This window comes from Nocardia sp. CA-290969, assembly GCF_050936135.1.
Taxonomy (GTDB): domain Bacteria; phylum Actinomycetota; class Actinomycetes; order Mycobacteriales; family Mycobacteriaceae; genus Nocardia.
In genome coordinates this window covers 3,588,506-3,605,704 of sequence record NZ_JBNJNJ010000001.1, presented here as the reverse complement: position 1 = coordinate 3,605,704, position 17,199 = coordinate 3,588,506, and the positions used below count along the sequence as shown (strand labels likewise).

The 17,199-nt window shown below is 64.4% G+C and carries 18 protein-coding genes; 8 read left to right on the top strand and 10 right to left on the bottom strand.

Annotated features, from left to right (window positions below; all coding sequences use genetic code 11):
* Window positions 1–102 precede the first annotated feature (102 nt).
* From ACQEVO_RS16320 to ACQEVO_RS16290, 7 genes are all read right to left on the bottom strand, one after another.
* Window positions 103–918, bottom strand: coding sequence for a 2-keto-4-pentenoate hydratase (locus tag ACQEVO_RS16320; RefSeq protein WP_432913845.1), 816 nt, complete (start codon window positions 916–918; stop codon window positions 103–105).
* A gap of 50 nt (window positions 919–968) precedes the next feature.
* Window positions 969–1,547 carry a thiamine pyrophosphate-dependent enzyme gene (locus ACQEVO_RS16315; protein ID WP_432913842.1) on the bottom strand — a complete coding sequence of 193 codons (579 nt, stop codon included), beginning with the start codon at window positions 1,545–1,547 and terminating at the stop codon, window positions 969–971.
* Window positions 1,534–2,070, bottom strand: a complete 537-nt coding sequence (locus tag ACQEVO_RS16310; RefSeq protein WP_432913839.1) for a thiamine pyrophosphate-binding protein — start codon at window positions 2,068–2,070, stop codon at window positions 1,534–1,536. Before ACQEVO_RS16310 ends, ACQEVO_RS16315 begins: the two co-directional genes overlap by 14 nt.
* Before the next feature lie 63 nt (window positions 2,071–2,133).
* Window positions 2,134–2,922 (bottom strand): SDR family NAD(P)-dependent oxidoreductase, encoded by a 789-nt coding sequence (locus ACQEVO_RS16305; protein ID WP_432913836.1) that lies wholly within the window; start codon window positions 2,920–2,922, stop codon window positions 2,134–2,136.
* A 1-nt stretch (window position 2,923) separates the two neighbouring features.
* Window positions 2,924–3,706, bottom strand: a complete 783-nt coding sequence (locus ACQEVO_RS16300; protein ID WP_432913833.1) for an alpha/beta fold hydrolase — start codon at window positions 3,704–3,706, stop codon at window positions 2,924–2,926.
* 4 nt (window positions 3,707–3,710) lie between these two features.
* A complete protein-coding gene (locus tag ACQEVO_RS16295; protein ID WP_432913830.1) occupies window positions 3,711–4,964 on the bottom strand; it encodes a hypothetical protein in 1,254 nt (417 codons plus the stop codon).
* Window positions 4,964–6,196, bottom strand: a complete 1,233-nt coding sequence (locus tag ACQEVO_RS16290; RefSeq protein ID WP_432913827.1) for a Rieske 2Fe-2S domain-containing protein — start codon at window positions 6,194–6,196, stop codon at window positions 4,964–4,966. The genes ACQEVO_RS16295 and ACQEVO_RS16290 overlap by 1 nt, the downstream gene beginning before the upstream one ends.
* A 213-nt stretch (window positions 6,197–6,409) precedes the next feature.
* Here ACQEVO_RS16290 and ACQEVO_RS16285 point away from each other — a divergent pair, with 213 nt between their 5' ends.
* The gene (locus ACQEVO_RS16285) at window positions 6,410–7,612 is read left to right on the top strand and encodes an IS110 family transposase (RefSeq protein WP_432913824.1); all 1,203 of its coding nucleotides are present in this window, start codon (window positions 6,410–6,412) and stop codon (window positions 7,610–7,612) included.
* Between the two features lie 18 nt (window positions 7,613–7,630).
* Here ACQEVO_RS16285 and ACQEVO_RS16280 read toward each other — a convergent pair whose 3' ends face one another.
* Window positions 7,631–8,542: a VOC family protein gene (locus ACQEVO_RS16280; RefSeq protein ID WP_432913821.1), complete on the bottom strand. Its 912-nt coding sequence runs from the start codon at window positions 8,540–8,542 to the stop codon at window positions 7,631–7,633.
* A gap of 502 nt (window positions 8,543–9,044) precedes the next feature.
* On the opposite strand from ACQEVO_RS16280, the gene ACQEVO_RS16275 reads away from it, so the two are divergent.
* Window positions 9,045–9,401 (top strand): DoxX family protein, encoded by a 357-nt coding sequence (locus tag ACQEVO_RS16275; protein WP_432913819.1) that lies wholly within the window; start codon window positions 9,045–9,047, stop codon window positions 9,399–9,401.
* 3 nt (window positions 9,402–9,404) lie between these two features.
* On the opposite strand, the gene ACQEVO_RS16270 is transcribed toward ACQEVO_RS16275, so the two are convergent.
* Window positions 9,405–10,067 carry a TetR/AcrR family transcriptional regulator gene (locus ACQEVO_RS16270; protein ID WP_432913817.1) on the bottom strand — a complete coding sequence of 221 codons (663 nt, stop codon included), beginning with the start codon at window positions 10,065–10,067 and terminating at the stop codon, window positions 9,405–9,407.
* 127 nt (window positions 10,068–10,194) lie between these two features.
* Between ACQEVO_RS16270 and ACQEVO_RS16265 the strand changes: the two genes are divergently transcribed.
* Window positions 10,195–10,776 (top strand): MarR family winged helix-turn-helix transcriptional regulator, encoded by a 582-nt coding sequence (locus ACQEVO_RS16265; RefSeq protein WP_432913814.1) that lies wholly within the window; start codon window positions 10,195–10,197, stop codon window positions 10,774–10,776.
* Between the two features lie 30 nt (window positions 10,777–10,806).
* On the opposite strand, the gene ACQEVO_RS16260 is transcribed toward ACQEVO_RS16265, so the two are convergent.
* Complete coding sequence (locus ACQEVO_RS16260; protein ID WP_432913811.1) at window positions 10,807–11,742, bottom strand: IS110 family transposase; 936 nt, start codon at window positions 11,740–11,742, stop codon at window positions 10,807–10,809.
* A 536-nt stretch (window positions 11,743–12,278) separates the two neighbouring features.
* Between ACQEVO_RS16260 and ACQEVO_RS16255 the strand changes: the two genes are divergently transcribed.
* The 5 genes from ACQEVO_RS16255 (at window position 12,279) to ACQEVO_RS16235 (ending at window position 17,164) form a co-directional block, all read left to right on the top strand.
* Complete coding sequence (locus ACQEVO_RS16255) at window positions 12,279–13,595, top strand: aromatic ring-hydroxylating oxygenase subunit alpha (RefSeq protein WP_432913809.1); 1,317 nt, start codon at window positions 12,279–12,281, stop codon at window positions 13,593–13,595.
* Entirely contained in the window at window positions 13,592–14,128 is a 537-nt protein-coding gene (locus tag ACQEVO_RS16250; RefSeq protein ID WP_432913806.1) for an aromatic-ring-hydroxylating dioxygenase subunit beta, read from the top strand. The genes ACQEVO_RS16255 and ACQEVO_RS16250 overlap by 4 nt, the downstream gene beginning before the upstream one ends.
* Before the next feature lie 243 nt (window positions 14,129–14,371).
* A complete protein-coding gene (hcaB, locus tag ACQEVO_RS16245) occupies window positions 14,372–15,232 on the top strand; it encodes a 3-(cis-5,6-dihydroxycyclohexa-1,3-dien-1-yl)propanoate dehydrogenase (RefSeq protein WP_432913804.1) in 861 nt (286 codons plus the stop codon).
* A 74-nt stretch (window positions 15,233–15,306) separates the two neighbouring features.
* The gene (locus ACQEVO_RS16240) at window positions 15,307–16,194 is read left to right on the top strand and encodes a VOC family protein (RefSeq protein WP_432913801.1); all 888 of its coding nucleotides are present in this window, start codon (window positions 15,307–15,309) and stop codon (window positions 16,192–16,194) included.
* A gap of 43 nt (window positions 16,195–16,237) precedes the next feature.
* Complete coding sequence (locus ACQEVO_RS16235) at window positions 16,238–17,164, top strand: fumarylacetoacetate hydrolase family protein (protein ID WP_432913798.1); 927 nt, start codon at window positions 16,238–16,240, stop codon at window positions 17,162–17,164.
* Window positions 17,165–17,199: the final 35 nt, after the last annotated feature.

The following is a 17,199-nucleotide window of genomic DNA, read 5'->3' as shown; positions in this document are numbered from 1 at the left end:
AAATGGGCCCGATACGCGGAGAACGCCGTTGTTCTCCACTCGCACACGCCGTTGTGGCTGCGGGCCGGCCGGTGATCGATGCGCCGGGGCCGAGGTGGATCGTCAACAGGGGATGCTGACCGATCCGAGGTGGGTGAAATGTGCTGCGATCGTTGTTCCGGGTGCTGCCGCAATCGCATCTGTCATACCGCCGGTCATGACTGTCCAGCCCGCCTCGATCACGTGGCCGCGTTCGGCGAGCGAATTGGCGGCCATTGCCAATGCCTCGGCGGGGTGTCCCTGGACTGCCGCGCCCACACCCATTTCGGCTATGTTTCCGTTGATTTCGAGGACCGAGCCCTCCAGGCGAAGGTTCAACGCAGCGGGATCCAGTCCGACCGGTCCGGTGACGTAGTATGCCGAGGATGCATTGTCCGCGATGACATCCGGCAATGTGAACCGGAAGTCCAGGAATCGGCTGTCGATCACCTCGAGACCGGCGTAGACCCGATGCACAGCGGCCATGGCCGCGGCCGCTGTGACTCCGGGCCCGGCCAGCCGTCGCCCCATGACGAAGACGATCTCGGGTTCGATCCGGGGATGGATCAGCTGTTCGCGTGGCAGCGGTGTGCCGGCGGGGAGGACCATCGCATCGGTGAGCCAGGCAGTCAGCGGCGCGGAGACCCCCATCTGGCGCTGTTTCGCCGGCGAGGTCAGCCCGAGTTTGACGCCGACCACGGTTTCGCCGCGTTCGATTCGCTGGCTGAGCGCCTCGTCCTGGATCTGGTAGGCCAGCTCGGTATCCATTGCGGGGTAATCGTCGGTGAGCGGACCACGGGCGCTGCCCGTGAGCTCCGCCTGTAGCATTTGGTCTGCGATCGCGTCGATCGGGAGCGAAGGTTGCCCGGACCCGTGCGATCGGTCGTGCTCTGTCGGCATTGGGGTCTCCTGACTGGTCGGGAATTCTGTCGGGGCGGGCATCGATGCGCCTAGACCGATCGGATCTGCCGTTGGAATTCGGTGCGGTCCTCCGCACCGGAGATATCGCCGAGGTCGGCGTATTCGGCCGTCTCGGCTTCCAGGTCCACCACCAACATGGCCGGCCCGCGGGCTGCCAGTAGAGCATCGATGGCTTCCCCGGGGGACAATGCGGCGTCGTCGGCGCCGGTGCGGGCCGTCCAGCCGATACCCATGGCGGCGGCAACCTCGTCGAGTCGCAGCCGGTCGCCGGCCGGGATGGCCTGCCCGCCGCCGGTCTCGTAGCGGTGGTTGTGGAAGACGACCATGCGGAGGTTCTCCGGTGCCGCTTGGGCCCAGGCCAGCAGCGCGCTGAGGTTCATCACCAGGTCGCCGTCCCCGACGAGCAGGACGATGTCGTTCCGTGGCCGCGACACCGCGAAACCCAGGGCGAGGCCTGGGGAGAGCCCCATCGGATCCGCCGAGTAGTAGGTCGGTGTCGGGGAATTCAGGGCTCGCCAGGTAAATGTCGTCGCGCCCATTCCGCAGATGACGATATGCTCGGCTCCGAGTCGCCGGGAGACCTCGCCGGCCAATTCACTTCGCTTCATATGCATCGCCTTCGCCCAGAAGTGATCGTCGGCTGCACAGGACCGCGACCGGTCGCCGATACAGCCATGCTTGGTTCATCGCCTCGCCGATGATGTGGTCGTCGCCGTCACCGGTCAGGCGGTGATACGGCATGCCGACGGCATTGAGTACAGGTTCGGTGACCTGACCCTTATAGGCCTGATAGAAGTACCCGTCGTCGCGTTCGCCGCGAGCCACCGCCAACGCCAGAAATGGCAATTGATGGTGCAGTGCGTACCCCGCCAAACCGTTCACCGACAACAGCAGGCCGGAATTCTGACAGATGAGAACGCTGCGCTTGCCCGCCAGTGCGGCGCCTGCGCAGACGGCCGCGCCGTCGTCCTCGCGCGCGACACGAATGTGCCGGATGCCCGGTTCGAGATCGACTCGGTCGAGGACGGCGCCGAGCCAGCTTTCCGGCAGCGTCGCCGCCACCGAAATACCAGCGGTAACCAGCTGGCCGACTATCGCCTCGGCCCGGGCTGTCGTTGCGGAGTTCGGCATGATTTTCCTTTGCTTGCGGAGCCCCATATCGGAAACTCGGTGGTTCGCCGGTGGGGACGGACTCTATTCGGACGTCATGCCGCCGTCGATCGCGATGGTCTGACCGTTGATCTGCGCGGCATCCTCCGAGGCCAGGAAAAGCGCCAGCTCCGCCACTTCCTCGGGGGTGGTCAACCGGCCGCTCGGGGTCATCCGCAGCATGGTTTCGAGGCTTGCGTCCGACTCTGCCAGGAGTTCGGCCGCGCGCGGGGTGAGCACCGCGCCCGGTGCGACACAGTTGGTAGTGATGCCGAACGGACCGAATTCGACCGCCAGCTGACGTGCCAGGCCACTGTGCCCGGCCTTCGCGGCGGAGTACGCCGAATGTCCTTCGAGAGCGATGATTCCCGCGATCGAGGAGATATTGACGATTCGCCCGTAGCGATTCTCGACCATTGCCGGTAGCACGGCCCGGGCCATGTACACAGCCGTGAGCAAATTGTCGTCGATTTCGGCCCGCAGGTCTGCTGCGTCTTTCGAAAGGAACGAACCGAAACGTGACCCGCTCCAACCACCGGCATTGTTGACAAGGATCGCGGGAGTTCCGAGTTCGGCGACAGCCGGGCCGACTGTGCGCTGAATGGCATCGAAATCGGTGAGGTCGGCGGTCAACACGGTGGGAGCATGTGACGCGATGCCTTTGATTTCCGCACGGAGAGCCGCGAGCTTCTCCTCACGGCGGCCCAGAAGGACCAGCCGGTACCCCAGAACGGCGAGGCGTTGTGCGATTGCGCTGCCGATCCAGCCGGACGCTCCGGTGACGATAGCGACTCGTGCCTGTTCGGCCGATCGTGAATCGTTTGCTTGTGACATGTCAGCTCTTATCGATGTGGTCGGAATGGGAGACGGCCCGTGATCCGAGATCGTGGGTCCAGATGAACTCATCGACGACCCGTGCCCATTCCTGGGGCCGGAAACGCGTCAGCGCGAACCGGGCCGACGGGGCTATCCACAGTAGTGTGGCCGAGGCCCGGGTATGGATCTCGAGTGCGTGGGCGATCGGGTGGATCGGGTCGTCGTCGTCGCCGCGGGTCAGGAGAACGGGCATACCGAGGCGTTCGAGATCTTGGCGGAAATCCAGGAACTCCTGCAGCTCTCGTGACTGCCGCAGACGCAGATAGGTCGAGGTGACCGCTTCCCAGTCGGCGCCGTGCCAGCGGCGCAGCGTCTCGGCCATCCCGGGGTCGCGGTCGGGACCGAAGATCTGATCGATCAGTTCTTCCCCGGCTGGTTCGGCGAATACCATCGGGGCGTCCAGGGTCAGCGTCATGACGCGGTCGGGGTGATCGAGCGCGAAGCGGGTCGCGATGCGCGCGCCGAGGCTGGTGCCGGCCAGGTCCACGCGGTCGAGCCCCAGGTGGTCGAGCAGAGCGAGGAGGTCCTCGACCCAGTCGGTGGGGCGTAGGGAGTCGATCCGGCTGCTGCGTCCCATACCGCGGAGGTCGGGCCGCACCACCCTCCGCTTGCGGGCCAGCGGACCGGCGCAGTCGTCGAAACAGACACTCGAACTGGCGGCGCCGTGTAGAAGCACCAGCGGCTCGCCGCTTCCTTCGTCGTGGTAGAAGAGCTCGACGGCATCTCGGGCCAATTTCGGCATCGGTTCACCTCTTTTCGCGGAGCTGCCCGAAATGAGAGACGGTAGTCTCCAGGAAACGTCTGAGCCGATGGCAATCGGCGACGTTCACCGCGTTCATTCCGAACGGATCGTTTTCGACATATTGTGGCAGCGGACTTCTCGGCATTCCGACCCGCGCTGTGGGGATTCCCCAGCTGCGGAGTAGGTTGGCATCGGAGGCTCCGCTGAGTGCCTCCGGGCGGTTCGCCGGCGCGTCTTCGAGCTCCGCCCAGGCATTACGCGCCGCCTCCATGATCGGACTGTGCTCTGGAGTCGTGCTGGGCGGCAGCGTCGCGATCGTCTCCAGGTGCCAGCCGACCGCCTCGTCGGCCAGCAGATCACCGACTACCTCCCGGACCTGCCGGTCCACCGCGGCGACTGTGCGCTGTGGACCGACGCGGACATCGATACGCAATTCACAGGTCTCACCGACGAATGCGCCCAGTTCCGGCACACCGGCCCGGATACCGCTCACCGCGCCCTGCGGTGCGACTGTGCCGGAATGCTCTGTGGCAGCGTATTCTTCGAGCCACTCGTCGAGACCGCCGGCGAGTCGGCCGGCGATCGGGATGACATTGCGGTACGGCGCCGAATGCCGGAAGCCGACATAGGATCCGAGGGTCGTGAGCGTCAGCCGGAACCATATGATGCCGGCTTCCTCGTGTGACACGAACCATCCGGGCTTGCAGGCGAGTGCCGCGTCCGCGCTCAGACCTCGTTGCAGCAGCCGCAGGATGCCCGAACCCAATCCGAATACCGGTGATTCGCCGTCACCGAGAGACGGCACCGACCCACCGCACAACGCGATCCGCACATCGCCGGCATTCCGGCGCGATCGGGCGATATCGATCGCCGCACCCAGCGCGGCCGCGGCGTATCCCTTCGGGTTCTCCGCACCCTCACCGAGGATCCATCCCTGGTTCTCCCGTGGATGCGACCACTGTGCGCGCATCTCCCGGGTACCGAACCAGGGTGCATGATCCGGATCCGGTGTGCCGCACAAGGTATCGATGGGCGCGTACAGCAGTACCGACGGCGCGGTGTGGTCGGTACCGGGTACGGTGAGCACGACGCTGGCGGAATCACCGGCGCCCGTGTCGAGCCGGCCGCGGATGCCCCGGTCGACGGCCCACTCCGCGATCTGCTCGGCGAGGGCGCGTTCGGACCCGGTGGGGCTGGCGGTCGCCAACAGCATCAGCAGCAGCGACCGCGTACTGTCATCGGTGGCCGGCGCGGACATCAGGCGGTTTCCTCGTCGGCCCACGCGTGCGCGGGGGTCTGGATCTTCCCGCCGCGGTGGCTCACCAGCCGACGCCACGCGGTGATCACCGCGTCGGGCCCGTACAGCCGCTCGTTCGCCCATCCTTCGCCGCGATCGTAGAACTCTGCCATGGCCTCGCGAGCGAATACGTCGTCGTGATTGAACTTTTCGGGCACGTCGTTGAGCCACGACCCCTCGAGCTCGGCGAAGAACTCCTGACGCTGCGCTTCGGTGGTCAGACCACGTTTGGCCCAGGTCATCATGTACCGATGCCGGCCTCGGTCCACCGGGATGAACCACTCGAACTGCATGATGCCGGGGGCGGGGAACGGGTCGACGGTAACGCCGGCGGGCAGCCAGATACTGACGTCGGGAACCATGCCCTCCATGGCGCCGGGATCACCCGGCCGGAACCGCGCTCCGATCGAAACGCCCTCGGCGGCAACAGCTTCCCATACCTGGGTGCCGCCGGCCCGTTCGATTCGCACACCGATCGGGCCCTCCTCGGGATCTACAACCTCCATACCGTTTCCGCGCTTGATGTTCGTATTGCTCAGCACGGTCGGCACGCGGTTCTCGATCACCAGTTCCGAGTTGCGGTGAATATAGGCGTGTCCCGGATCGAACGCATTCTCAGCGGCGATGCGCCAGTTCGAATTGACAACCTTGCTCCAGCCGAACGGTGCGACCGTCAGATCTGCCTCCAGCAATTCGGGCTGGATATCCGCGGCGAGCGGCGGTGGGTCGTCGTCGCCGATATACACCCAGACAATTCCCGCCAGTTCCTCCGTGGGATAGGAATGCAGCCCTATTCTGCCGATGTGCGGGCACTGGGGATCGGTGATCACCGTGGCCAGCTTGCCGTCCTCGATATTGTAGGTGAAGCCGTGATACCAGCAGGTGATCGTGTCGGCTGTGTAGCACTCGGGGCGAGCGGCGAGCGTTACACCGCGATGCCGGCAGCGGTCCTCGACGGCGTAGACCTTACCGTTGACCCGACGGAACAGGATTCTCTCGCCGAGAAGGACTTCTGTGCGGATATTGGAAACCTCGTCGCCGTGGTGGTCACTGATATCCGCTTCGGTCAATTCGGCACCGAAAAAAGCCGGGTACCAATGATCACGAAAGCCCAGTTCGGCCTCGATGTAACGTGGCCACGACGAGGGTTTCGGCTTCCTGGTATTCGGTGGGGTGTCGATCACTTCGCTCATGGTGGGCTCCGTAAGTTGTTAGGCGGCCCAGGAGGGCCGGATGTGGCTGATGGTGGCTTGCCTGAAGTGGCTCACAAGGAGTGGCCGTCCGACCCTCCGGGGCGCCCTGGCTGCTGATTGAGATATGTGCGCGGAATGTGGTCGCTGATTACGGAGACGACAGCGGGGTGCTCCTCGGACCGAACCTGTGCCGTAACAAGCGAGGAGAGTTGCGTGACCCCACCACGAGCCCGAGCGTGGGCCGGTATCGATGCCGGTAAAGGCCACCATTGGGCAGCGGTTGTCGATGACACCGGCGCCACCTTGTGGTCGAAGAAGATCGACAACGACGAGACCGCGATCCTGACCGCGTTGGGCGAGATCCTCGCCCTGGCCGAGGAGGTGTCCTTCGCTGTCGATATCTCCGGCACCGCCTCGGCACTGCTGCTGGCCTTGCTCGCCGCGCACGGCATCTCCGCGGTCTATGTGCCCGGCCGCACCGTCAACCGCATGTCGGGCGCCTACCGGGGCGAAGGCAAAACCGACGCCAAAGACGCTTATGTCATCGCTGAAACATCCAGACACAGAAACGATTTCGCCACGATCGACGTGCCGGCGCAGCTGGCCGCCGACCTCGCGTTGCTGACCGCGCACCGCGCCGACCTGGTCGCGGACCGGGTCCGCATGATCAACCGGCTGCGTGATGTGTTGACCGGGGTGTTCCCCGCCTTGGAGCGCGCGTTCGACTACAGCGCCCACAAAGGAGCGTTGGTGCTGCTGACCGGGTATCAGACCCCGTCCGCGATCCGCTGCCGTGGGCACACCCGGTTGACGGCGTGGCTGGCCAAACGTGGTGTCCGCTCCGCGGAAACGGTCGCGGCCACCGCGATCACGGCCGCGGCCGCCCAGCAGACCACCCTGCCCGGTGAAGCCGTGGCCTCCCAGATCGTGGCCGAGCTCGCGCGCGCGATCCTGGACCTCGACGACCGGATCAAACGCCTCGAGACCCAGATCCGCGACACCTTCCGCACGCACCCCCAAGCCGAGACCATCGAGTCCCTGCCCGGGATGGGCCCGATCCTGGGCGCGGAACTGGTCGTCGCCGCAGGCGATCTCGGGTCCTACGCCGATTCCGGGCATCTGGCGTCGGCGGCGGGGTTGGTGCCGGTCCCGCGCGATTCCGGTCGACGGACCGGCAACCTGCACCGCCCGAAACGCTACAGCCGGCGGTTGCGCCGGGTGTTCTACCTGTCGGCGCAGACCAGCATCATCCGCGACGGGCCGAACCGGGACTTCTACCTCAAGAAGCGCAGCGAAGGATGCCTGCACGTGCAGGCGGTGATCGCGTTGGCACGCCGGCGGGTCTCGGTGTTGTGGGCTTTGCTGCGCGACGGACGGGCGTTCACCCCCGCTCCACCCGTCACGCTCGCGGCTTGACAACTTCATTGAGACTCCTTATTCGGCATGGGCCGGGTGGGTTTCCGGCGTGGGCTTGTACGGTCGATGACCCCAGAGGCTCGGTGCGTCATATCGGGGAATCGAGTGCGGTCCGGGATCGGCGGGCCGGCCGCCGCAGCCGAATTCGATGACGACCCCGCCGGGCGCGGATAGGTAGAAGGAAACAACCTCGTCGTTCGTGTGCCGGCCTATGGTGGTGACCAGCAGGTCGCGGTCGAGACAGGCGTCGTAGGCCTTGCCGACCTCGTCGAGCGAGTCCACTTCGATCATGATGTGGGCCAGGCCGCGGGTCGGCCCGCCGTCGGGCAGACCGGCCACCGCCAGCACATGGTGACGGTGGTGCGCCAGCAGGAAGCTGACGTCGACGGGAACATCGCCCGGCTCGAACGGGGTCGCGCCCATGGTGAAACTGATGCGATCGCTGATCGGCAGCCCGAGCCCCTCACCGAAGAATTCCTCGGCTTCCGCAGGGTCTCCGACCAGCAAGAACGCATGTCCCAATTCGGGATGGCCGAGCTGGCTCGGGAGGGTGCGGAGGCGACGGTGCGGGCCGAAATAGATTTCGTGCCGGTAGCCGAAGGGATCGTCGAAGGACCACAGGCCGTCGACTCGCCGAGACTGCCGGACGGTGTCCGGCCCCGGTACGACCTCGATACCGAGTTCGGTGAGTCGACGTACTCTGTCGGTGGCCGTGGCGTGATCCGGGAACTCCCACCCCAGGAACCGCACATCGGTTTCGGGTGAGCGCTCGAGAAATATGGCCGGCCGGTCATCGTCCAGAACGATCTGTGCCGGCATCGGTCCGGTGGGCTCGCGATATCCGCATTCCAGAACCTCGTGTGCGAACGGCGCCCAGGCATCCGGGTCGGGCACTGCCAGACCGAGGTAGCCGAGTCGTAATGGCGTCATGACTGTGGCCTTTCCCTTGTGATCTACCTAACCATAAGTCAGGTTTTGACCCAGGGTCAAGAAAAACTTTTGCGGCGGTTCGGCGGGTGGGCTCGACACCCGCTGACGCCACGGGTAGCTGTTGACGTGGTGTGACGCTGCGGCGCAGGGCGTCTCGCGGTGGCCTTGAAAACGACTGCCGATCGACGGTGGCGCCCAGTGCTTGACTTGCGGTCTAAAACTGACTTAAGGTGCAAATGTGCGGTGGGTCACTTCCTCGGACGAGGTGCAGCCCTTCGCGTAATCCGAGGAGGTCTGGGACCCCGGCTCGCAGCCTCGATCGAAGCCGACCGGCTACCAGCCCTGCACGTGTCGGCGAGCGAGGCTCGGTGCCCTGGTTTCGGTAATGGAGAACGATCCCATGGTCTCCGTCTTCAGATATGGCTGCGGATGCGTCTCCACGTAGGTTTCCGCCGCCGCAAGAAACAAATGGATCGAGGCCTCGATGTACACGACTTATCTGGTGATCATCGCCATCACGGTTTTCATCAACGCCGCCATGGCCATCGCCGATCTGGTCGATGCCGAATTCGTACAGAAGACTTCCGGCGAGGTCGGCTTGCCGCCCTCCTGGATACCCAAGCTCGGGGTCGTCAAGCTGGCCGGGGCACTCGGACTCCTCGTCGGCGCGCTGGTTTTCCCGATCTTGGGAATTGCCGCAGCCGCCGGTCTCGTGCTCTTCTTTGTGCTCGCGGTGGCAACACATATTCGCGCACGGGTCTTCTACAACATATTCTGGCCGCTCGGTTATCTGGCTTTCGCTGTGGCCTCGTTTGTTCTGGTCACGATATATGCCGATACCGAACCGCTAATCGGCTGATATTCATTCCGGTGCGGACGGCTGATCGCCGTCCGTTCGCAGGACACCTTCGAGTAGGTTTCTGACAACCGATTCGACATAGTTACGCGACGGTGCCGTGCCCACAGCACCGACAATATCCGGACGGGGTCGCAGAATTGCATCGACTGCGGCCCCGAACAATATTGCCACCAGGTGATCGGCAAGTTCCGATCGGAGGCGCGCCGGCACCTCGGCGTAACTGTCGACAATCGCTTCGACGTGCGAAATCCAGCTTTTCTGGAAGATCTCGTGCCGGCTCTGAATGCGTTCACTGCCGTGAAATGTCTCGGTGAAGGAGACCCGTAGGAGCTCGCGGTGGTCGAACAACTGCTGCAACGCTTCGATCGAGCTCTCGACCAGTGCTTCGAACAGGCCCAGTCGCTGCCACGCGGTACGCCTGGACTCCAGCACGTCCATGTCGAAGTACCTGAACTGGCGAATGAGAACTTCTTCCAAAAGTTCACGCTTCGACGGGTAATAGTGATAAAGCGCCTTCGGCGTAAGGTCGACTTTTTCGGCTACATCGGCCAGGCTCGTACCTGTATAACCGGCAGTTGCGAAGAGTGCTGCCGCCGCGTCGAGAATTGCCTCGGCCCGTGCACGCCTGCGCCGGTGCTGTGGCTTTGTCTTGTCGTTGTTGGGCATCGCCCATGAATCCTACTTCATATTCGCCGGTGTGGTGTCGGCCGTGTGGTGTGGAGCAGTGTGTTCCCGGTCGGAGCCCCTGCGGTGCCGCGACGACCCCCGGATGCATTGTATTACTCTGGTACTCATGGGTACGACACAGCCGCAGGATCATGTCGACGGGGTCATTGCGGCGTGGTACGCGGAAACGCCGACTTTCGACCGCACGGTGAAGCAACTGGCGATCAGGTTGCCTCGGGTCGCCCATTATCTCCGTCGCGCGCAGCGCCACGAACTGTCCCGCCACGACATGGAGGTGTGGGAGTTCGAGGTGCTCATAACGCTCCGTCATGTCGGCACCTGCACGGCGGGTGACCTGCTCAGGCGGCTCGGAGTCACCTCGGGCGCCATCTCGAACCGATTGGCGCGGCTCGAGAAGCGAGGCTGGATTCAACGTACGATGGATCCGGCCGACCGCCGGCAGGTACTGGTCACCCTTACGCCCGAAGGGCTGACGCGCACCGACGAGATGCTCACGGTGACAACACATGCGGACGAACGGCTGTTCGGATTTCTCGATTCGGACACCCGCGTTCTGCTCAACGATGCGTTACGGGCCATTCTGCTGGCGATCGAAGGTTCTCCGGTGGGGGACGAGGACGCACCGCCTGCTGAGCGTTTCGATGTCGACAATCTCGAGGGCGGTCGGTTGCTGGCCGATGATCTGTAGCTCGCCCCGCGGGGGGCCCTATGGTTCTTGTCAAGGGGCGGCCGCTGCGGGGGTTCGGTAGGGCTCTTTGGACTTGAGCATGGCGAACAGTACGTCGCAGCGGCGGCGGGCGAGGCAGATGAGAGCGGAGCTGCCGGGCATCGAGGTCAGGACCCGGGAAAGAGGGTGCGCATCGAGCATCTCCTCGATATCGGCGGCGATCGTTTTCCGCTGCTGAAGAACAGCTTTGAGTTGATCGGCGAGTTTCGGCAGAACGACTTCGGCGGCCTTGCTGCCAGGGACGACGACGGTTTGCGCGGGCAGGGCGGCCAGGATTTCCTCGACGAGTCGGGCACCCATGTGGGGTGCGTGTTTGACCGCGATGCTGGTGAGTTTGCGTCGGCCGGCGGCCTGGATGCCGGCCGGGCCGCCGCAGCGCGAGAGGATCTCGAGCACCGCCGGATGCGCGACACGAGGACCCAGGACCCGTTCCAGGGCCGGGTGGATGCCGGTGAGCAGGCCTCGGATCCGGTTGCTGGTGCGGGTCGCTTCCCCGGCCAGGTCGTCGTCGAATCCGACCAGAACCCCGAGCTCGGTCAGTGCTTCGTCTCCGGTGTCGACGCGGCGCAGCGCGTGCGGCATGGTGCGGGCGGCATCGGCGATGATGTGGGCGTCGCGGGCGTCGGTTTTGGCCTGACCGGGGTAGAGGTCGGCGATGCGGCGCATCGCCAGGCCCGGCAGATAGGCCACGTCGTGGCCGCAGTCGCGGGCCACGGTGACCGGCAGGGCGCCGATCGTGTTCGGCTGGTCGACCACGATCAGCAGCGGCCCCCGAGTCGCGAGCTGGTCGAACACCGCCCGCAACCGGGCCTCGTCGTTCGGCAGCGCCTTGTCGAACAATCGCTTACCGGCCGGGTCGAGCCCGACCGCGTGATGTTCGCCTTTGCCCACGTCAACGCCGCAGAACACGGCACAGCACTGTGTCACCCTGCTCGTCCTCGTCGCATCGAAACGCCTCCGGACGGTCGCCGACCAGCGTCGACGCCCGGCACCCACGTTACGACGAGACCTGTATTCGGCCCTGCCCCTATCAGCGGTCCATCGACGCCACCGGCGCCCGGCGACACCACCCCCCGGATCATGAACTCGACAGGGGCAAGAAGTCATACCGGGCCCGGCGGCCGTGGGCCCGGTTCCGGGCCCACGAAAAAGGTAACGGGGGCCATTCGGACGCCCGGGCAGCATCATGTCGAGGCTACCGCGCCCGGGAGTTGTTTCCGCACAGTCTGATCTGGTCTGCGAGGGGTGCGGACGGGGTATTCACCGGTCTTGCCCGGTGCCGGTACATGATCAACAGTAGGACAGGGCTTGCGCTTTCTGTGAACATTAAGTACCTTAACGTTGAGGTAATTACCACACAGCCCTCTTGCCATCGGCGACCGCGGCAAACCTCCCTACGTATATAGGACGTGCCCATGTCCGTTCTCCGCAGCAATCATTCTTTCCCGAGCCCGATTCCCGAGATGGACGAGCTCCTCGGGAAGGTCGCGGATAGCCTCGAAGAAGGCACCGTACCGGCCCGGATATTCAATGACCCACAAGTGCATCGGCTGGAGATGGAAAGGATCTTCACCCGCTGCTGGGTCTTCGTCGGCCATGTGTCCGAGATAGCGTCGCCTGGCGATTACATGCTGCGCTACATCGGTCAAGACGAGTTCATCGTCACGCGGGACGAAAACAATGAGATACATGTCTTGTTCAATCGATGCGCGCACCGGGGAAGTCCCATCTGCCGGGTCGAGAAGGGCAACGCGACCCATTTCCGGTGCCCGTACCACGCGTGGATCTACAAGAACAACGGTGAGTGGAACGGAGCACCACTGCGAGCGCGGGCCTATCGGAAACTCGATCCGAAGGAATGGGGTCTGCAGGCTGCGCCGCTGGTGGACACGGTGCACGGCCTGATCTTCGCCTGCCTGGATCCGGAGGGCCCGACCCTGCGCGAGTATCTGGGTGACATGGCCTGGTACCTCGACGTCATCTTCGGATTGTCGCCCGAGGGCATGAGTGTCATCGGCGAACCGCAGAGATGGCAAGTCCCCACCAACTGGAAGATGGGCGCCGACAACTTCGTCGGGGACTCGTATCACGTTGCCTCGCTCCATCGTTCGATCGAGGAAGTCGGAGCGTTTCCGGATATCGACGTCACCGGCGGCAACGGCCCCGGTAAGCATGTGTCCTTTCCGCAGGGGCACGGTCTGCTCCTCAATTCCGGGTATCTGCCGGAACCCTGGGACAAGGGCGGTTTCCCGCCGGAGGTCTCGGCCACGTTCGATCTCGACCGGCTGACCCCGCTGCAGCGTGAGTTCGTGGCCGAGCATGCGGTCACACACCTGTTGATCTTTCCGAACCTGGCGTTCCTCCGGGTTCCCGCGGTCACCGCCCCGGGTGAGATGCCGGCGGTCTTCACGCTGTTGCGGCAGTGGCAGCCATTGGAATCCGACCAGGTGGTGAACTGGAACTGGATGCTGCGCTGGAACTCCGCGCCGGAAGAATTCAACGAGACCGGTTATATCGGAGGCCTGAGCCAGCACGGACCGTCGGGCATCCTCGAACAGGACGACGGGCTCGCCTGGTCCGGCGCGCCGGACGTCGGCCGGTCGGCATTCGCACGGAAGCGTGAAGTCAAGTTCAACTATCAGCTCGGCTTCGACGGGATGAGCGATTATTCCGTCGATACCGAATATCCGTACCCGGGGACGGCGACGACGACGATGCTGGGTGAATTGCCACAGCTGACCATGTACCGCCGGTGGCTGAAAGAGATGGTGCGCGCATGAACACCTCGCCCGCGGAGGTCGACCGGACACAGTACGACGCAGGATTGAACGCGGTCTGCGCGGCATTCCTGTACCGGGAGGCCGAACTGCTCGACCGCCGGAAATTCGACGACTGGCTGTCCATGCTGCACCCCGAACTGATCTACGAAATACCGGTGCGGGTCACCGTGGGTGCCGAAGACCTGACGAACGAATTCCGTACCGACAGCGTCCACGCCCGTGATTCGTATCGTTCACTGGAGATGCGGGTCAGGCGGCTGCAGACCGAGCACGCGTTCGCCGAGAACCCGCCGTCACGCACGTCGCGGATGGTCACCAATGTGCAAAGCGATGCCCGGGACGACGGCGATGTCGAGGTGCGGAGCAAGTTCCTGATGCATCGTTCCTACGGATCGTCGACGAACTACGAGTTGATCGCCGGTGATCGCCACGATCTGCTGCGCCCGGCAGGGGCGTCGTTCCACCTCGTGCACCGAACCGTGTACCTGGCCCATACGACGATCCCGACAATCAATTTGGGGGTGTTCCTGTGACGGCATTCACCGTGACCAATGAATTCGCCGAGGTGAAGGTATCACTGGTGCGTTACGGGAATGGGCACCGTGTAGAGGTGCGGTCGGAACGCTGGGGGACCGCGGTCTGGTTGGACGCAGTAGAACTGGAGGCATTGACATGGCAACCCACAGCCCATTTCTCGGCGCTCTTGGAAGGATCGGTGCGGCCATGAGCGGGCGTCGGCTCAGCGCATTGCCGGCACGATGGAGCGGAGCGGCGTCGTGAGCGGCGAGGTCGAGACGCGGGCCGTTTCGCGCGACGGATCGCTCGCTGGTAAGAGCGCTCTCATTGTCGGTGGTGGAACGGGTATCGGATTGGGGGTTGTCGACAGGTTCCTGAGCGAGGGCGCTTTGGTGACGGTCCTGGACTACTCGAAGGACGCGATCGAGGCATTGTCCGAGCGCCGCGACCCGGCGCTGCGGGCGGTTCTCGGCGATGCCCGCGACATGGCCGCCAACATATCCGCTGTGGACCAGGCGATCGCGGCGTTTTCCGGGATCGACACGCTGGTGGTCTGCGCGGGTATCACCGACCATTTCACCTCGCTGGCGGACCTGCCCGTGGAGAGTTTCGACAGTGCGTTCCGGGAGATCTTCGATATCAATGTGAAGATCGCTCTGCTCGCGACCAAGGCCGCGTTGCCGGCACTCCGGGAGTCGGAGGGAACCATCGTCTACACGATTTCGAATGCCGGTTATCTGCCCGGTGGTGGCGGACCGCTGTATACGGCTTCGAAATTCGCGGTGCGCGGACTGGTTTCGCAACTCTCATACGAGCTGGCGCCTGCGATCCGGGTCAATGCGGTGGCGCCGGGCGGTACCGTCACGCCGCTGCGTGGCGCGGAAGCATTGGGCCTCGACCAACAGCGGCTGCGTGATGTGCCCGATATCGCCGAGATGATCCGGGCGGTCAACCCACTGCATGTTGTTCCGGAACCGAGTGACCACGCGTGGGCGTATCTGTTCCTCGCCACGAAATCGCGTATCGCGGCGGTGACCGGCTGCGTGATCCGATCGGACGGCGGGCTGGACAGCCGAGGGCTCATTCCGCTGGACGGCGCGATCGGCGCCGGTGACATGTAGCGGCATTCGTTGTTCCGGCCGCGGTTGCGGCTTCTGTAAATCACTTTTCGGGGGGCATTCGAGAGGAAATTTCCATGTTGATCAGCCAGCTCGCGTATGTCGGCGCAAGCACCACGGATCTGTCCGCGTGGCGGGGTTACGGCACCGAAGTTCTCGGACTCGAGGTCGCGCCCGACAGCGATGACGGCCTGCTGTACCTGCGAACCGACGAACGACATCACCGTCTCGGTATTCATGCCGGAGATCACGACGACGTGTCCTATGTCGGGTGGGAGGTCGCCGACCACAGCACCTTGGAGGCCGCGGCCGCGAGCATCGAACGTCGCGGTGTGACAGTGCATTCGGGGAAGCCCACCGAGCTCGCCGACCGCCGGGTCCTGGAGCTGGTGTATTTCGACTGTCCGTACACCGGTGTGCGGATGGAAATCGTCGTCGGCCACGAACACGTGTTCACACCACGGTTCAAGCCGACCCGGGATCTGGCCGGTTTCCGTACTGCCGAACTGGGAATGGGGCACGTCGTGCTGTACACGGCGGATGTGCAGGTCGCCGCGGAGTTCTACCGTGACAGCCTCGGGTTCGGAATATCCGACTACGGCGTCATCCCGGGCGTGGGTCCCCTTGCCGCGTTTCTGCACTGCAACCCTCGCCATCATTCGCTGGCGTTCATTGCGAATGACAAAGCGCCCAGGAAGATACAGCATGTGATGTTCGAAACGCGGACTCTCGACGATGTCGGCCTCAGTTACGACCTGTGCCTGGAACGCGAAATAACCGCGACATCTCTCGGCCGCCACAACAACGACCGAACGTTCTCCTTCTACTTCCGCAACCCGTCCCAGTGGATGTTCGAGTACGGCTTCGAGCCGCGCACGATCGACCCGGACAACTGGACCACCGAGCATTACCTGCTCAAACCCGGTAATTCGTGGGGACATGCCGGCTTGATGAACATGGTCTAGCCCTCGGGCAGACGGTGTCGCCGACGACTCGGGAGGAATGACAATGCGGTTTGCGCAAATATATACGGCCCGCGGCCTTCGGACCCACCTTCGAACCGCGGCCGGCGGCTACATCGATTTAGGCGATGCCGCGGACGACGAAAGTCTTGCCTCGCTGAACGGCCTGATCGATGGGTACCCGAGCCTGGCCGACCGGCTCGGAGAGCTTCGGGAACGCGCGGGATCGGATATCGACGAATCGGAGTTCGGCCCCGCCGCCCCGAATCCCGGGCGAATCCTGTGCGTGGGCCGAAACTATCGTGAGCACGCCCTCGAGGTCGGCGACATCGCGTCCGCGGCGGACATCCCCGACTGGCCGGAGACGTTCGTTCGGGGTGCCGATAGTGTGGCCGGCCCCTACGCGGAACTGGTCCGTCCCGCCTTCACCTCCTGTCTGGACTTCGAAGGGGAGCTGGGCGTGGTCATCGGCCGGGACTGCCGGTATGTGCGTGCCGCGGACGCCCTGGAGGCGGTTTTCGGCTATACGGTTCTCAACGATGTGACGGCGCGCGACTGGCAGCGGGCCGGGCTGCAGTGGACACCGGGAAAGAACTTCGACGCCTCGATGCCGATCGGGCCGGAGATCGTCACCGCCGACGAGGTGGACGTCACCGATCTGCGGTTGACCACCACGGTCAACGGTGTGGAGATGCAGTCGGCGAATACGGCGCAGATGATGGTCGGAGTGGCGGAGACCATCGAGTTCTTCTCCTCGTTCACGACGCTGCGCCGAGGCGACGTCATTGCGACGGGAACTCCCGGTGGTGTGGGCTTCGCGCGGAAGCCGCCGCTGTACCTCGGGCCCGGTGACCGTGTGGAGGTGGCGATCGAGGGCATCGGGGCGATCCGCAACCTCGTGGTGGCGGAACAAGGCGCTCCCGTGGACTGGCCCTGGATCCCGCTGGTGCGGGAGGCGCATCCGGCGCCCTGACTTACCAATGGAATCGGTGTGTTCGAGGAGGAACA

Excerpts from the sequence above, each read along its gene's own strand:
- ACQEVO_RS16320 (WP_432913845.1), bottom strand. The coding sequence starts at position 918 with ATGCCGACAGAGCACGACCGATCGCACGGGTCCGGGCAACCTTCGCTC.
- ACQEVO_RS16315 (WP_432913842.1), bottom strand. The coding sequence starts at position 1,547 with ATGAAGCGAAGTGAATTGGCCGGCGAGGTCTCCCGGCGACTCGGAGCC.
- ACQEVO_RS16310 (WP_432913839.1), bottom strand. The coding sequence starts at position 2,070 with ATGCCGAACTCCGCAACGACAGCCCGGGCCGAGGCGATAGTCGGCCAG.
- ACQEVO_RS16305 (WP_432913836.1), bottom strand. The coding sequence starts at position 2,922 with ATGTCACAAGCAAACGATTCACGATCGGCCGAACAGGCACGAGTCGCT.
- ACQEVO_RS16300 (WP_432913833.1), bottom strand. The coding sequence starts at position 3,706 with ATGCCGAAATTGGCCCGAGATGCCGTCGAGCTCTTCTACCACGACGAA.
- ACQEVO_RS16295 (WP_432913830.1), bottom strand. The coding sequence starts at position 4,964 with ATGTCCGCGCCGGCCACCGATGACAGTACGCGGTCGCTGCTGCTGATG.
- ACQEVO_RS16290 (WP_432913827.1), bottom strand. The coding sequence starts at position 6,196 with ATGAGCGAAGTGATCGACACCCCACCGAATACCAGGAAGCCGAAACCC.
- ACQEVO_RS16280 (WP_432913821.1), bottom strand. The coding sequence starts at position 8,542 with ATGACGCCATTACGACTCGGCTACCTCGGTCTGGCAGTGCCCGACCCG.
- ACQEVO_RS16270 (WP_432913817.1), bottom strand. The coding sequence starts at position 10,067 with ATGCCCAACAACGACAAGACAAAGCCACAGCACCGGCGCAGGCGTGCA.
- ACQEVO_RS16265 (WP_432913814.1), top strand. The coding sequence starts at position 10,195 with ATGGGTACGACACAGCCGCAGGATCATGTCGACGGGGTCATTGCGGCG.
- ACQEVO_RS16255 (WP_432913809.1), top strand. The coding sequence starts at position 12,279 with ATGGACGAGCTCCTCGGGAAGGTCGCGGATAGCCTCGAAGAAGGCACC.
- ACQEVO_RS16250 (WP_432913806.1), top strand. The coding sequence starts at position 13,592 with ATGAACACCTCGCCCGCGGAGGTCGACCGGACACAGTACGACGCAGGA.
- ACQEVO_RS16240 (WP_432913801.1), top strand. The coding sequence starts at position 15,307 with ATGTTGATCAGCCAGCTCGCGTATGTCGGCGCAAGCACCACGGATCTG.
- ACQEVO_RS16235 (WP_432913798.1), top strand. The coding sequence starts at position 16,238 with ATGCGGTTTGCGCAAATATATACGGCCCGCGGCCTTCGGACCCACCTT.